We start from the raw sequence: 15,827 nt of genomic DNA, 5'->3' as shown, positions 1-15,827 counted from the left end.
CGGCACGGTTTACGAAAAAGGCCCGCTTATGCGGGCCTTTTTTTATGCCTTACGCTGCGTCTCTCGCCAGATGCGCCAGGCCATGCCCGCAAGCAGGATCATGCCCGCAATCAGTACGCCCCATACCAGCAGGGCGTTCATCCAGCTCGCCCGCTCAGCTGCAGAGGTGGCGTTCAGCCGCCCCTCGCCGCCCAACGCGACATCATCCACAATATCGACCTGCGGCAGGTTCGCCATATCATAGGTCTTGCTCAGGTCGGCTGGGATCAGCATGTCAGGCTCCACGCTGGCAGGCTTTGCGGCACCGTTGCCCCATGCGAGGACGTACGGCGCTTTCCCCTGCGCGTTGAACACAAGATCATAGCGGTCGCGATGCCCCGTAACGCTCGGCAGGTATTCTGGCAGACGCGCATTCAGCGTCGTGATTTTCACTGCCTGCACCGGGCCCCCGCTAAGCGAAACCGGTCCGGACGTTTTCCCCTCCAGACGGTAAATCACTTCTTTCTTCAGGGGGTGCCATGCCTCTTTTTCGGTACTCCGCCACGCTATCTCCACGGGAAGGACGCCATCGCCGTTCAGCGAGATGCTGACAGCACTCAGCGGCTGCGGGCGCGCCCAGCGCCACTGAGCTTCACTTGTCGATAGCTGCTCACCTTCCCCTTCAAGACTAATCTCTTCCGGGGCCGCCTGGGCAGGTGCGCTGATTGCGTTTACGCCGGTCAACGTTACCCCCTGGCTCTGCGTATTCAGCACCACCATGAGATAGCGATTCGCATCGGGAGATAAAACCGTATCGGTATCGAGCCGATCGAGCTTAAGACGATCCTGACCGCTGACGACGTCCAGCAGCGGCATATCCTCGCGCAGGGTATACCACCGCTTGAGATCCTCGCTGTAATAGACCGACGCCGTTCCCTGCCACGGCGTCTCATGGGTATTCCAGAGGAGCTGCAGCTGGGATATAGCCAGCTCACCCGTCGTCTGCTCCGGCAGGGTCAGCAGGTAATGTTGCCCGACGGCGGCGGCTTTTTGCCCCTCCAGCACAATCTCAATGCCGTTTCGGGAACGGAGCCGGATCTTATCGCTGTCACCGGCGTCTGAGCCAGCCGCGAGCGGCGAGGCGTCAAGCGGAAAGAGGCGCAGCGCCGTGGATTGCGCTGTCGCCTGCGGGCGCGTAGCGGCGATCAGGCTAAAGGGAACCGGCTCACCCGACTGGTTAAAGACGCGGACATCGTGCAGATCCGGCGACGTGCTTTGCTCATAGACGGCAAGCGGCAGCATTACCCGATACCACCGGGAAGGAACGGACGTGTCGAGTGAACGACCAAAGGCATAGTCACGGGGCGATTCCGTTGGTATTTCGTCGCAGAACGCCGGGCCGGAAAGCGCCAGTAGCGCGGTACACGCAACCGCTTTCATCCATTTCATTTTTCATCTCCTGTTTTTGGCGGTAGCGGCGAGAAATAGCCCACTATCAGTACCAGTATCGCCACGCCGATAAACGCCACCGCGCGCGACAGACCGCCTCCGCCCGCGCTGTCCACCAGCATCAGTTTCACCATCACCACACCCAGCAGCGCGGCACCGCAAAGCCACTCCTGCCGGGAAGCCCTGCGGGTGGCATGGATCATGACCACCAGCGCGCTCAACATCCAGAACAGGGCAAAGCTTGTCTGGATCAGCCGCGAATCCCACAGCGATGCCATATTCCAGGCCACGTCGCCGTACCAGGCCAGGGCGCGCATCAGCACACCGTTTAGCCACCAGAAGCCAAACGCCATAATCGCGACGGCAGGCCACGGGCGCGCTTGCGCAAGCCATGACGGGTAGTAGCGATCCACCACCCGATAAAAGACCACCAGCCCCAGCAACGCGAACGCAGCACCTTCCTCGAGCGGGTTCACCAGCGGCAGCCAGGTCTGACGATAGACCACGCCGTCCTGGAAATTGGTCACCACCAGCAATACCAGCAGCGCCACGACGACAGGGATCGGTGCCAGACACGCATAGAGCGCAGGCCACTCCCGGAACGGCCACACGCGACGCCGTACGGCTGCAGAAAGTGCCATAATAATCCCGCCACCTGCGGCCATCGCTAATCCGCTTCCCCAGGCCGCCATTCCCCACGGCAGAGACCGGGCAAACCAGTAAAGCTCCGCGGCCAGCGCCAGCAAAATCATCCAGAACAGCGACAAATGCAGCCCCATCGCGATGCGCGGCAGGAGTCTTTCACCATCGCGCCGCAACAGCATTAGCGCGGCAGGAAGCGCAACGCACCAGGCCAGGTTTGACCAGCCGGCGGTAACGATCTGCTGATGCCAGAGCTGATAACCCACCATCAGCAGCATAACCGGCCACAGCAGCCATTTGCTGGCGTTCAGCTCCCGCCACGTCAGGCGAGCAGCCACCTGCCGCCAGCCCCAGACCGACGCCGCCGTCAGCGCCAGCACGCCCGCCAGAATCGGTAATTCCTTCGTCAGTACCAGCTGCGACGCGCCCAGCTGCGCCACTATCCAGAACAGCAGCCCGCCTGCCAGCAGCGCCCAGCTGACCGGCAGGAAGAGAGTCCGCCACAGCCAGGCCGCAGCCAGCCAGCAAAGGCTGAGGATGGCGAAGATGAGGAACAGGCTCAGCGCCGTAACGCCGTCCGTTTGTGCCCACAGCGCGCTGCCGAGCGCCAGCACCAGCAGCGCCGTCCCGCTATAGCTCATGCGACGCTGATGCTGCTGCACGCCCAGCCAGAGAATCCCCAGCCCCTCCAGCGCCCAGGCCATCGCCGTCCAGCGCGCCGACAGCGCCAGCGGAATGGCGAGCGTGGCAAACCCGCCGCCGATCGCCAGCGCCGCCATGACCAGCGGTCGTCCGAGGGAGTGATAGCGACGCAGCGCGAGGTATGCGAGGGTGAGATAAAATGCTCCGTATCCCAGCGCGCTCAGCGCCGGGCCATATTCCCAGTGTCGGGTCATGCCGTACTGCATCCCGAAGCCGATCAGCGGCGGGGCGAACAGCAGCACGCCGTCGATAATCTGCTTCCCTTTCTCCTGCGCCCGCAGCGACAGCGCCACGCTCAGCACGCCGAATATCAGCGTATTGGCAATCAGGAACAGCTGGCAGATCCAATAGTCTTCAGGCTGGTAGTCATTCAGCCCCCACAGGCCGCCCACGCCGAACGTAAACAGCAGCCCGAGCAGGTTCAGCTCGCGCCAGTGCTGCCAGATGCTGATCGCGAGAATGCCGATGGACAGCAGAAGATAGAAAGAGAAAAGTGCGACAAAGCTACCGCCCCCAGTAGATAAGAGCAGCGGCGCGAGATATCCGCCAAGGCTCGCCAGCATGGCAAGACTCAGCGCCTTCTGCAGCACTGCCAGCCCGACACTTGCCGCGCAAATCACTACCAGCAGCGTAAAGGCCAGCGTCATCGGCAACATTTGCCAGAGCCGGAATGCACCAAACACCGTCAGGTAGAGCACGCCGGTCGCCCCGCCCTGGAGGATCAGCGCATAGACGCGCTGCCTGTGCCGCACCCGCCACCCAATCGCCAGCAGAACAACGGCAAACAGCGCCGTTGCCACGAGGCGCAGCTCAAGCGGGAACAGGGAATGTTCGACGGTATAGCGCAGCAGAAAAGAGAGGCCGAGGAAGAGCAGCAGAATGCCAAGCTTCGCCAGCGGATTGCCCTGCATGAACCAGCGCGCAAGCGACGTCAGGATGCCGCCAAAGGCTGAAGGCTGTTTTGCCGCTGGCGCAGGCGCCAGAGCGGGTTCTGCCACCGCTGCGGGAATATCGGGTCGCCAGGGGTCGACAGGCGCGGGAGCGTCCTCCACCACTGGCGCGGTAATTGCCTCCGGCGCGGCGGTCTGCACCGGTTCCGACGCGTTCTGAGGCACGCCGCGCTGCTCAAGCGCCTCTATGCGCTGGCGCAGCAGGGCTATCTCCTGCCGCGCTGCCGTACTTCGGTTAAACCCGATAACCGCAAGCACGGGCGCAACCAGCAGCGCAAAAACCAGGAATAAACAGCCAAGGATGTAAAGCTCGTCCATGTTTCCACCTTCACCGTAAACGATCTGTTAAGATTGACACAAATCGTTGCATTTGCGCCATCTTAAAAGGTGGAAACATTAGCGCATTAGCTGCCGAACCAGATCGTCGCGGATATCGCAGGCAGCGCCAGCACGCCGTCCTGAATCGTCGCCTTGCCCTCTTTACTCTTCCACGCTGCCACCTTCAGCAGCGGCGAATCATCCAGTACCACTTCGCAGGCCTCGCCCCGGTTTATCGCCACCAGCACGCGCTGCTGGTTATAGATGCGAGCAAACACCACCACGTTATCGTGGGCGTACACCACCTGACAGCCGCCATAGCGCAGGGCGAGACTCTGCTTACGCAGCTTCGCCAGGCGCTGATACAGGCTGAACAGCACCTTGTCCTGTTTCGCTGGCTCCCAGGGGAAAGTTTTGCGGCAGAACGGATCGTTGTTGCCGTCCAGCCCCACCTCGTCTCCGTAGTAGATACACGGCACGCCCGGCCAGGTAAAGAGCCAGGTCACCGCCAGCGGCAGACGCGCGACATCCTTGCCGAGCAGGGATTTCAAGCGCGCGGTGTCGTGACTATCGAGCTGGTTAAACATCCGCAGCTGCTGCTGATGCGACAGCCCGGCGCGGTAGTTCTCCATCCACGCCATGCAGGTTTCCGCGTCGATATGATTTGGATCGAAGGAGATATCGGTGTTGGCGAGGAATCCCCACAGCGGGAAGGTAAAGCCGCGATAGTTCATCGCCGCATCTTCCGCATCGTTCTGCAGCCACTGGCGCGCGTCACCAAAGTGCTCGCCAAAAACGAACGCCTCCGGCTGAGCCGCTTTCGCCGAGCGCGTGATCCCGGCGACGTGCTGAAGGTTATTCCGCGCTCCGCCCGCTTCACCGAGCATATGCACCACGTCCAGGCGCCAGCCGTCCATATTCCATGGTGCCTTCAGCCAGTGGCGCACGATGCTGTCTTCCCCGCCGTAAATCTCGTTCACCAGAGACGGCGACTGGAAATCCAGCTTCGGCAGGCTTGGGTAACCCAGCCAGTCCAGCGCACGCCCCTCCTCGTTAAAGCTGTACCAGTCGCGCTGCGGCGAGTCCGGGTTATGACATGCCCCGTCCATCGACTGGTTATGCCGGTCAAACCACGTATGCGAATCTCCGCTGTGGTTGAACACGCCGTCCAGAATCAGGCGCATGCCTTCGTTTTGGGTGTTCCTACGCAGGCGCAGCAGCGCCTCGTCACCGCCAAACTGCGCGTCAACGTGGCGATAATCTTCGGTATCGTATTTGTGTACGCTCGGGGCTTTAAACACCGGGTTGAGATACAGCGCCGTCACGCCGAGTTTTTTCAGGTACGGCAGCTTTTCGCTGATGCCGTCGAGATCGCCGCCGTAGAAGGTCGATCCGCCCGCCTGCGCGGTTAATGGCTCGTCCCACGCTTTCAGAATAATGTCATGACCCGCCGCATGGTGGTGATAGATCTTATCCTGGTCGGCAGTGCGCTTTTCGCTGCGCGCAAAACGGTCCGGGAAAATCTGGTAAAAGACCTGATCGTTAACCCACTGCGGGCCGTTATCCGGGTAATCGACCGCAAACTGTTCCAGCCGTGCGGGCGGGAAACGATTAAATCCCTGCGGGGTAAACCACAGCTGGCGGTTGTTCCATAAAAGCTTAAAGCTGTAACGGCGGCGCGGCTGCCCGCTGCGCAGGTCGATATTCGCCCGCCAGGCCGTGATGCCAGGCTGCGGCTGGCTGCGCAGCTTGTGCATTTTCAACCCGGTCTCTTCGTTATCGATTTCGGCGCGGAGCGTCACGCGTTCAGGCTGATTTTCCCCCGCCAGCCAGAGCGTAATCACAAGGTTGTCTTTGTTTTGCTTAACAAATGGGGCAACCGGAAGGTGCCAGGCGTTTAACATCACGAATCCCCTTTGATGAAATTGACGTCACCTTGCCACAGGGTGGTTAAGGATAGCTCACCATGATGGGATTTATTGGGGGAGGAGGACGGGGGAGGAGGCACCAGTGCAGCCTGATGCCCTCACCCCAACCCTCTCCCACAAGGAGAGGGAGAAAAAAAGATTACTGCGCTTCCGCCAGCTGACGGTCGCGGCGGCATTTAAACACCCAGCCCACCAGCAGCAGCACAATCCACGCGCAGCCCACGTACAGTGAAATGCGGGTGTCCGGATGGTAGCCAATCAGGCCAATGATAAACACCAGGAAGATCAGCCCCACGACGGTCGTCGCAACGCCGCCCGGTACTTTGAACTTCAGCGCTTTCGCCTCATCCGGCGACAGGCGACGGCGGAAGGCAATCTGCGACAGCAGGATCATGATCCACACCCAGACGGTTGCGAAGGTCGCCAGGGATGCAATCACCAGGAAGACGTTCTCCGGCATGATGTAGTTCAGGTAAACCGAGAACAGCAGCGCCACGGTCATCACCACGACGGTCACCCACGGCGTGCCGCGGCGTGAGGTTTTGGCGAACACCTTCGGCGCACTGCCCTGCTCCGCCATGCCGTGCAGCATACGGCCTACGCCAAAGACGTCACTGTTAATCGCCGAAAGCGACGCGGTCAGCACCACAAAGTTCAGAATGCTGGCCGCAAACGCAATGCCCATATGCTGGAAGGTCAGGACAAACGGGCTACCGTTGGTGCCTACCTGATTCCACGGGTAAATGGACATGATCACGAACAGCGTACCCACGTAGAACACCAGAATACGCATCGGCACAGAGTTGATGGCGCGCGGAATGGATTTCTCCGGATCTTTCGCTTCCCCGGCGGTGATACCGATAATCTCGATACCGCCGTAGGCGAACATCACCATCTGCAGCGACATCACCATCCCGAGCCAGCCGTTGCTGAAGAAGCCGCCGTTGCTCCAGAGGTTGTGGATCCCGGTCGGCTGCCCGCCGTTGCCAATCCCCCAGATAATAATCCCGAAACCGGCCACAATCATGATGATGATGGTCGCGACCTTGAAGAAGGAGAACCAGAACTCCAGCTCGCCGAACACCTTCACGCTCATCAGGTTGACGGCGCAAATGATCAGCACCACGCTCAGCACCCAAATCCAGTGCGGTACCGCCGGGAACCAGACGCCCATGTAGATGCCAAACGCCGTCACGTCGGCAATCGCAACAATCAGGATTTCGAAGCAGTAGGTCCAGCCGGTGATAAACCCGGCCAGCGGGCCGAGGTTTTCCTGCGCGTAGCGGGAGAATGAGCTGGCGGAGGGGTTGTGAACCGACATTTCGCCGAGGGCGCGCATGATGATATACGCCGCCACGCCGCCGATAATGTACGCCAGCAGAACGCTAGGACCGGCCATTTTGATGGCATCTGCCGAGCCATAAAAAAGACCGGTGCCGATAGCAGAGCCCAGCGCCATAAAGCGGATGTGGCGCGTGCTCAATCCACGTTTAAGTTTGTTAGTGCTTTCCATTTAAATCTTGCCATTCAACACGAAAAAAACAAAAAACCACGGGGCCTTAAGCCCCGTGGTTAAACAGTTTGTTGCCGTTGATTAATGAGCGTTCGATGCGACCTGACGCCCTGCAGCACGGTCCCAGATAATCGCCAGAACCAGTGCAACAACGGTAGGCATCAACCAGGCCAGACCCTGCTCGGACAGCGGCAGACGCTGTGTCCATGCCGGCAGTATGTGCGCGAAAGCTGATGCTTTAATCCCGTCAAGGATACCAAAAATCAGGCTGATAAACATGGCTGGCGCAATAATTCGTGAAGAGTTGTTCCACCACGGACGAGTAAAGCTCAGCACTACCAGTACGATGCACGGCGGATAAATCGCCGTCAACACCGGAATAGAGACCTGAATCAGGTGGCTCAGACCGAGGTTAGACACCGCCATGGAGAAGATACCGAGGATAAACACCAGGGTGCGGTAAGAAAGCGGCAGATACTGTGCAAAGAACTCTGCGCAGGCGCAGGTCAGGCCAACCGCGGTAACCAGACAGGCTAGGAAGATCAGCGCTGCCAGCAGCATACTGCCCGCACCGCCGAAGGTGTGCTGCACGTAGGCGTGAAGGATAGCCGCACCGTTGGCGTTCTGCTCAACCAGCATGGCGCTATCAGAACCCAGACGGAACAGCGCCAGATACAGCAGGGTCAGCCCCACACCAGCCATCAGGCCGGCCCAGATGGTGTAGCGGGTCAGCAGACGCGCTTCGGTCACACCGCGGGAACGCGCGGCGTTAACGATAACGATACCAAACACCATCGCGCCTAGCGTATCCATCGTCAGGTAGCCGTTCACGAAGCCGTTAGAGAACGCGGCATTTTTATAGGCGTCCATCGCGTCGCTAATCGGGCCGGCGGGCCAGACGATGGCCGCTACCGCCAGAACAATCAGCGCCACAATTTTCAGCGGAGCCAGGAAGTTACCCACGGTATCCAGCAGCTTGCCCGGATAGAGGGAAACCAGAATCACGATCGCGAAGTAGATCAGGCTGTAGATAAACAGCGGCATCGCGCCGTCACCGGTCAGGGGAGCAATACCCACTTCGAAGGACACGGTTGCCGTACGCGGGGTCGCAAACAGCGGGCCAACGGCGAGATAGCAGACGGTTGCCAGCAGAACGCCCGCCACTTTGCCAATCGGGGTGCTGAGGCTATCAACACCGCCGCCGACTTTCGCCAGCGCGATGACGGTCAGCACCGGCAGACCCACGGCAGTAATCAGGAAACCAAACGCGGCGGTCCAGACGTGTTCACCCGCCTGTAAGCCAACCATTGGAGGGAAAATGATGTTGCCTGCGCCAACGAACAGCGCAAATGTCATAAAGCCCAGCGCGATGATGTCACGCGATTTTAAGTGATGGGTCATAAAACCTTACTGCCTGTGGATGTGGTGTTGAAAACATTGAGATTTTCGATATCCCTCACGGGACGATACAGCCGAAAATTTGCTCAATTTCAGCGGGAAATGCTCCCGTCCTGGCGTGGAGAAGAATAGTTTTTCGATTTACCACGCAAATACAGTCGGTCTGACAGTATCTGGGGCGCAATTTAAACGCTTATAACGTTTAAAGGCAAGGTGGAATCGCAAAACCAGAACAATATGCCAGCATGAAAACACGCACCAGCACAATACGCTGTTTATAAGAAAAACCCATGGCTAATCATGCGAACAAAAAACAGCCAGCCGTATAAAATTCATCCGCGTTTCGCTTGACTGCAAAGCAAACGGGCCAGCGATGGCTGCCCCGTGGAAAGGTAAAATGACACGCCCGCCGTCAGGCGATCTTTTTGGCAATTAATCGTTCCGGAATAACGAAACTGAAGCGGGTTCCTTTACCCAGCGTACTCTGAATATCGAGACGGCTTTCATGGTGATTCACCGCGTGTTTCACAATTGCCAGCCCCAGGCCGCTTCCGCCCGTCTGGCGCGATCGCGCTTTATCCACACGGTAGAAGCGCTCGGTCAGACGCGGAATATGCTCCGGCGCAATCCCCGGCCCGTTGTCCTCCACGCTAAACTCGGCCCCCGTTGGGGTATGGTGCCAGCGCACCACGATATCCGTCCCCTCCGGCGTATGATTCACCGCGTTATACACCAGGTTGGAAATGGCGCTGCGCAGCTCATCTTCGCTGCCCAGCACCTTCAGCGTGTTGTCGACGTCAAAGGTCAGGTGATGCTTTTTGTGGCTTAACGTCTGCGCTTCACGCTCCACGACCCGCAGCATCATCGGGACATCAATGGTGTCATTTAGCGCGAGCGTTGGCGCCGCTTCAATCTTCGAGAGCGTCAGCAGCTGCTTCACCAGGCCTTCCATCCGGTGCGTTTGCTCGCGCATGGTGTGCAGCGCTTTTTCACGCGGCGCACCTTCCAGCGTTTGCTCCTGCATCATCTCCAGGTAGCCCTGCAGCACGGTCAACGGGGTTCGCAGTTCGTGGCTGACGTTGGCGAAGAAGTTGCGACGCGCCCCTTCCAGCTGGTGCATCTGGGTAACATCGCGCGCCACCATCAGCCACTGCTTATCGCTGTAGGGCATCACGCGTATTTCCAGATGGCGGCCATTATTGAGCTTCAGATTGTGCGGACGGGTGAAATCACGCTTTTTCAGATACAGCGTGAACTCGGGATAGCGCAGAAGGTTGAGGATATTCTGGCCATTGTCATCCGGCCAGCGCAGGCCCAGCAGCTGCTGCGCCAGGCCGTTACACCAGAAGATCGTCCCTTCTTCGGTGGTCAGGATCACGGCATCCGGCAGCGACTCTGCACCGCTGCGAAAACGCTTAATCAGGCTTCCCAGCTCGCGGCGACGCTTTTTATTACGCATCTGCATCTGATGCAGACCGTAAAGCAGCGGCTCCCAGCTGCCGCTTCCCGGCGGCGGCGTCATGCTTCGGTCAACCCACAGCCACCAGGAGAGGCGCAGCAGATTCCAGAAATGCCAGATCAACAGCCCGGTGACCGACGCCAGCAGAAACCACGGCAGGTGTCCAAGAAAGGCCCCCAGAATGAAGGCCGGAATACAGCATAAGATCAGTTCAAAGACGAGCCTTTTCCATGACAGACGTTCCAGCACGCGTCATACTCCTGTCATTGTTCAGAAACGGGTAGAAAAACGATAACCCGTGCCGCGGACCGTCTGCACCATGCGATCGTGGCCGCTCAATTCCAGTGCTTTTCGCAGGCGGCGAATATGTACATCAACCGTCCGGTCTTCGACATACACGTTAGTTCCCCAGACGTTATTCAGCAACTGCTCGCGGCTGTAAACGCGCTCCGGGTGGGTCATAAAGAAGTGCAGGAGTTTAAATTCGGTAGGCCCCATGTCGAGGGGATTTTCACCGGTCATCACACGGTGAGAAGTAGGATCAAGGCTCAGCCCCTGCATTTCGATCACCTCTTCCACCGCCATCGGCGAAATACGGCGCATCACGGCTTTAATGCGAGCCACCAGCTCTTTTGGGGAGAACGGTTTAGTAATGTAATCGTCCGCACCGGTCTCCAGACCGCGCACGCGATCCTCTTCTTCTCCGCGCGCCGTGAGCATCACAACCGGGATATCGCGGGTCAGCGCTTCACGTTTCAGGTGTTTGATAAACTGCAGTCCGGAGCCGCCGGGCAACATCCAGTCCAACAGAATCAGATCGGGCCAGGGTTCATTCAGCTGGTTCACTGCGCTGTCATAATCTTCCGCTTCAACCGGCTGGAAGCCGTTTTGCTCGAGCACGAAGCACACCATTTCACGAATTGGAGCTTCATCTTCTACGACCAGAATACGTCTCGCCATACTTTGCCCTGTCTTATCTTATTTACGTTACAAGTTTGTAATTCGGCGCCATTATGCGTCAGATTTATGACAGATTTATGAAAAACAGTACCACGTTAACGGGCAAACCGTTGTTTTATTACAGCGGTTATTTTCCCTTCTCTGAACGTTTATAATCCTGCTTTCTCTTTTTTGCCACGGATCAGCTATGCGCATACTTCACACCTCGGACTGGCATCTGGGTCAAAATTTTTACAGCAAAAGCCGTGCGGCTGAACATGAAGCGTTCCTGGGCTGGCTGCTGGAAAAGGCCCGGACGCATGAGGTGGACGCGATTATCGTGGCGGGAGATATTTTTGATACCGGCTCGCCGCCGAGCTACGCGCGCGAGCTGTACAACCGCTTCGTGGTGAATTTGCAGCAAACAGGGTGTCATCTGGTGATTGTCGCCGGCAACCACGATTCCGTCGCAACGCTGAATGAATCCCGCGACATCCTGGCGTTTCTCAATACCACCGTCGTCGCCAGCGCCGGGCACGCCCCGCAGATCCTGAAAAAACGCGACGGGTCGCCGGGGGCGGTGCTGTGTCCGATACCGTTTTTACGTCCGCGCGACATCGTGCAAAGCCAGGCGGGGCTGTCGGGTGCGGAAAAGCAGCAGCATTTATTACAGGCCATCACCGACTATTACCACCAGCAGCACGCCGAAGCCTGTGCACTGCGGGGTGACCAGCCGATTCCGGTGATTGCAACCGGGCATCTCACCACGGTCGGGGCCAGTAAAAGTGACGCCGTGCGTGACATCTATATCGGCACGCTGGATGCCTTTCCGGCGCAAAACTTCCCGCCAGCCGACTACATCGCGCTCGGCCACATCCACCGCGCTCAGGTCATCGGCGGCTGCGAGCATATCCGCTACTGTGGCTCACCTGTTTCGCTCAGCTTTGACGAAACGGGCAAAGCCAAATCCGTGCATCTGGTGAGTTTTAGCGAGGGCAAACTCAGCGCCGTCGAAACACTGGAGGTACCCGTCACCCAGCCGCTGGCGGTGCTGAAGGGCGATCTCGACGCCATTACCGCCCAGCTGGAGCAGTGGCGCGGCGTCGAGCAAGATCCCCCCGTCTGGCTGGATATCGAAATCACCACCGACGACTACCTGCACGATATGCAGCGAAAAATCCAGGCACTGACCGAAGACTTACCGGTAGAGGTGTTACTGGTGCGCCGCAGCCGCGAGCAGCGCGAGAAAATTCTGTTAAGCGCTCAACGCGAAACGCTCAGTGAGCTTCGGGTTGAAGAGGTGTTTGAACGCAGGCTCTCGCAGGAGGAAATCGACGACACGAAGCGCGCAAGGCTCAGCGAACTGTTCAGCCATACCCTGCACGCGCTCAATGATGAGGAAGAAAACGCGTGAAAATTCTGAGCCTGCGCCTGAAAAATATCAACTCCCTCAAGGGCGAGTGGAAAATTGACTTTACCGCTGAGCCGTTTGCCAGCAACGGGCTGTTTGCCATCACCGGCGCGACCGGGGCAGGTAAAACTACCCTGCTCGACGCCATCTGTCTGGCGCTTTATCACGAAACGCCGCGCCTGAATAAGGTCTCCCAGGCGCAAAACGATCTGATGACGCGCGACACCGCCGAGTGCCTGGCGGAAGTGGAGTTCGAGGTAAAAGGCATCGCCTACCGCGCCTTCTGGAGCCAGAACCGGGCGCGCAACCAGTCTGACGGGAACCTGCAGGCACCGCGCGTTGAGCTGGCGCGCTGCGAAGATGGCAAAATCCTGGCCGACAAAGTGACGGATAAACTGGAGCAAACCGCCGCGCTCACCGGGCTGGACTATGGCCGCTTTACCCGCTCGATGCTGCTCTCACAGGGGCAGTTTGCTGCCTTCCTCAACGCCAAACCGAGCGATCGTGCCGAGCTACTGGAAGAGCTGACCGGCACCGAGATCTACGGCCAGATTTCCGCCATGGTGTTTGAAAAACACAAAGCCGCCCGCAGCGTGCTTGAAAAATGCGAGGCGCAGGCGGCGGGCGTCGTGCTGTTGAGTGAAGAGCAACAGCAGCAGTTACAGCAAAGTTTGCAGGCACTTACTGACGAAGAGAAAATCCTGCTGGAACAGCAGCAAAGCCAACAGAAAGATTTTCAGTGGCTTACGCGCCATGAAGAGCTCGTAAGAGAGCAACAGCGCGTCAACGCGCTCCAGCAGCATGCGCAACAGGCGCTGGCGGACGCAGCACCTGAGCTGGCAAAACTCCAGCTTGCTCTGCCCGCCGCCCAGCTTCGACCGCTTTGGGAGCATCAGCAGGAACAAACCGCACGCCTGACGCAAACGCAGCAGCGTATTATCGAAGTAAATACTCGCTTACAAGCCAGAACCGCGCTGCGTTCGCGTATTCGCAATACCGCCCTGCGTAACCACGAGCAGCTTCAGACCGAACTGACGGCGCTGGCGCAGTGGCTGGCGGAGCACGAGCGTTATCGCCTGCTGGGGCAGGAGATCGCCGGATGGCGTGCCCAGTTCTCGCAGCTTAACCGCGATAAAACGCAGTTAGCCTCGCTTGCGGCGCGGATAAGTGAATTACGCAACAGGCTGGTTGCGATGCCGGAAAATGCGCTGACGCTAACGGCGGACGAAGTCAGCGTAGCCATGGAGCAGCAGTCCCGGTCACGCACGCTGCGCCAGCAGCTGACGTCGCTGCATGCCCGCTATCAGCCGCTGCAAAAGCGCCTGCGTCAGAGCGGTGAAAGCGTGCAGAAGGCGCAGGCCGAACAAAATAAACTCAATGAAACGCTGACGCTGCGCCGCCAGCAGTACAAAGAAAAAAACCAGCACTATCTCGACCTGAAAGCCCTGTGCGAAACCGAAGCAACAATCAAGAAGCTGGAGCATTACCGTTCGCAGCTTGAGGCGGGTAAACCCTGTCCGCTGTGCGGTTCCTGCGAACATCCGGCCGTTGAGCAATATCAGTCGCTTGAGCTGACGGATAACCAGCGCCGCCGTGATGCCCTGGAAAAAGAGGTCGCCGCGCTTAAAGAGGAAGGCCTGCTGGTGCTGGGACAGGTTAATGCCCTGACTCAGCAGATCCAGCGTGAAACAGACGACGCGCAGACGCTTTCTCAGGAAGAGCAAGCGCTCACTAAAGAGTGGATGGCGGCCTGCACGTCCCTGAACATTGCGTTGAATATTCAGGATGATATCGCGCCATGGCTGAACGAACAGGAACAGTACGAGCGCCAGCTTTATCAGCTCAGCCAGCGGCTGACCCTGCAGAACCAGTTGAACGAACAGGAAGCGCAGGAGCGGCAGTATCAGCAGCAGCTGGCGGCCACGCGCCAGGCGCTAGAACATGCCCTGCTCGCGCTCTCACTTAACGCACCTGAAGAGGGTCAGGAAGCCGCCTGGCTTCAGGCCCGTGAAGCTGAATTCGCGCAGTGGCAGGAGAAGCAAGCGCAGCACGGCGTGCTTCAGGAACGCATAAACGCCCTGAAGCCGCTGCTCGACGCGCTTCCGGCAACGAACAGCGAAGACGCCGAACCGGTTATCCCTGATAACTGGCGCGCCATCCACGACGAATGCGTGTCGCTGCAAAGCCAGCTCACCGCGCAGCAGCAGCAGGAAGCGCTGGAGCAAGAGCGCCTGCAGCAGTCGCAGACGCAGTTCACCGCGGCGCTCTCGGCGAGCTGCTTTGCCGACCAGGACGCGTTTCTTGCCGCCCTGCTGGATGACGATGCCATTCGCCATCTCGAACAGCTGAAGCAGTCGCTGGAAAACCAGATACAGCAGGCTGCGGCGCTGTGCGGGCAAGCGAACCAACAGCTGCAGTCTCATCTGGCGCTGCGGCCGGAAGGGCTCAACGAAGATGCTCCTGCGCTGCAAAGCCAGCTGCAGCAGCTGGCGCAACGGCTTCGCGAGAACACCACACATCAGGGTGAGATCCGTCAGCAGCTTAAGCAGGACAGCGATAACCGGCAGCACCAGCTGGCGTTGATGCAGGAAATTGAAGAGGCCGCGCGCCAGGCAGACGACTGGGGGTACCTGAACGCGCTGATCGGCTCGAGCACCGGCGACAAGTTCCGCAAGTTCGCCCAGGGGCTGACGCTGGACAATCTTGTCTGGCTTGCTAACCAGCAGCTTAACCGTCTACACGGGCGTTATTTATTGCAGCGTAAGGCCAGCGACGCGCTGGAGCTGGAAGTGGTGGATACGTGGCAGGCGGATGCGGTTCGCGATACCCGCACGCTCTCAGGCGGCGAGAGCTTCCTGGTCAGCCTGGCGCTGGCGCTGGCGCTTTCCGATCTTGTGAGTCATAAAACGCGGATCGATTCCCTGTTCCTGGATGAAGGGTTCGGCACGCTCGACAGTGAAACGCTGGATACCGCGCTGGATGCGCTCGACGCACTGAACGCCACCGGGAAAACCATCGGCGTGATCAGCCACGTAGAGGCGATGAAAGAGCGTATTCCGGTGCAGATCAAGGTGAAGAAAATTAACGGGCTGGGGTATAGCAGGCTGGATAAGGAATTTGCGGTGGGGTGAAGGGTGGA

Annotated in this window: 9 protein-coding genes; 2 read left to right on the top strand and 7 right to left on the bottom strand. The window is 58.9% G+C overall.

Annotation, left to right across the window (positions count from 1 at the left end; all coding sequences use genetic code 11):
* Window positions 1–42: 42 nt before the first annotated feature.
* From FOY93_RS05085 to phoB, 7 genes are all read right to left on the bottom strand, one after another.
* Complete coding sequence (locus FOY93_RS05085) at window positions 43–1,428, bottom strand: DUF3999 domain-containing protein (RefSeq protein WP_143344752.1); 1,386 nt, start codon at window positions 1,426–1,428, stop codon at window positions 43–45.
* On the bottom strand, window positions 1,425–4,040 hold the full coding sequence (locus tag FOY93_RS05080) for a DUF2339 domain-containing protein (protein WP_143344750.1): 2,616 nt from the start codon (window positions 4,038–4,040) through the stop codon (window positions 1,425–1,427). Before FOY93_RS05080 ends, FOY93_RS05085 begins: the two co-directional genes overlap by 4 nt.
* A gap of 86 nt (window positions 4,041–4,126) precedes the next feature.
* Window positions 4,127–5,944 carry a maltodextrin glucosidase gene (gene malZ / locus FOY93_RS05075; RefSeq protein WP_143344749.1) on the bottom strand — a complete coding sequence of 606 codons (1,818 nt, stop codon included), beginning with the start codon at window positions 5,942–5,944 and terminating at the stop codon, window positions 4,127–4,129.
* Window positions 5,945–6,107: 163 nt separating this feature from the next.
* Complete coding sequence (gene proY / locus FOY93_RS05070; RefSeq protein WP_008503261.1) at window positions 6,108–7,481, bottom strand: proline-specific permease ProY; 1,374 nt, start codon at window positions 7,479–7,481, stop codon at window positions 6,108–6,110.
* Between the two features lie 81 nt (window positions 7,482–7,562).
* The gene (gene brnQ / locus FOY93_RS05065) at window positions 7,563–8,882 is read right to left on the bottom strand and encodes a branched-chain amino acid transporter carrier protein BrnQ (protein WP_111963434.1); all 1,320 of its coding nucleotides are present in this window, start codon (window positions 8,880–8,882) and stop codon (window positions 7,563–7,565) included.
* A 409-nt stretch (window positions 8,883–9,291) separates the two neighbouring features.
* Entirely contained in the window at window positions 9,292–10,587 is a 1,296-nt protein-coding gene (gene phoR / locus FOY93_RS05060; RefSeq protein ID WP_045909799.1) for a phosphate regulon sensor histidine kinase PhoR, read from the bottom strand.
* Window positions 10,588–10,608: 21 nt separating this feature from the next.
* Window positions 10,609–11,298, bottom strand: a complete 690-nt coding sequence (gene phoB / locus FOY93_RS05055) for a phosphate response regulator transcription factor PhoB (RefSeq protein WP_008503265.1) — start codon at window positions 11,296–11,298, stop codon at window positions 10,609–10,611.
* Between the two features lie 187 nt (window positions 11,299–11,485).
* Between phoB and sbcD the strand changes: the two genes are divergently transcribed.
* Both sbcD and sbcC read left to right on the top strand, forming a co-directional pair.
* Window positions 11,486–12,691 (top strand): exonuclease subunit SbcD, encoded by a 1,206-nt coding sequence (sbcD, locus tag FOY93_RS05050; protein ID WP_143344748.1) that lies wholly within the window; start codon window positions 11,486–11,488, stop codon window positions 12,689–12,691.
* Window positions 12,688–15,819, top strand: a complete 3,132-nt coding sequence (gene sbcC / locus FOY93_RS05045) for an exonuclease subunit SbcC (protein WP_143344747.1) — start codon at window positions 12,688–12,690, stop codon at window positions 15,817–15,819. The genes sbcD and sbcC overlap by 4 nt, the downstream gene beginning before the upstream one ends.
* Window positions 15,820–15,827 lie beyond the last annotated feature (8 nt).

The sequence above is a fragment of the Enterobacter sp. 18A13 genome, assembly GCF_007035975.1.
GTDB classification, from domain to species: domain Bacteria; phylum Pseudomonadota; class Gammaproteobacteria; order Enterobacterales; family Enterobacteriaceae; genus Enterobacter; species Enterobacter vonholyi.
This window is presented reverse-complemented; position numbering and strand designations above follow the sequence as displayed.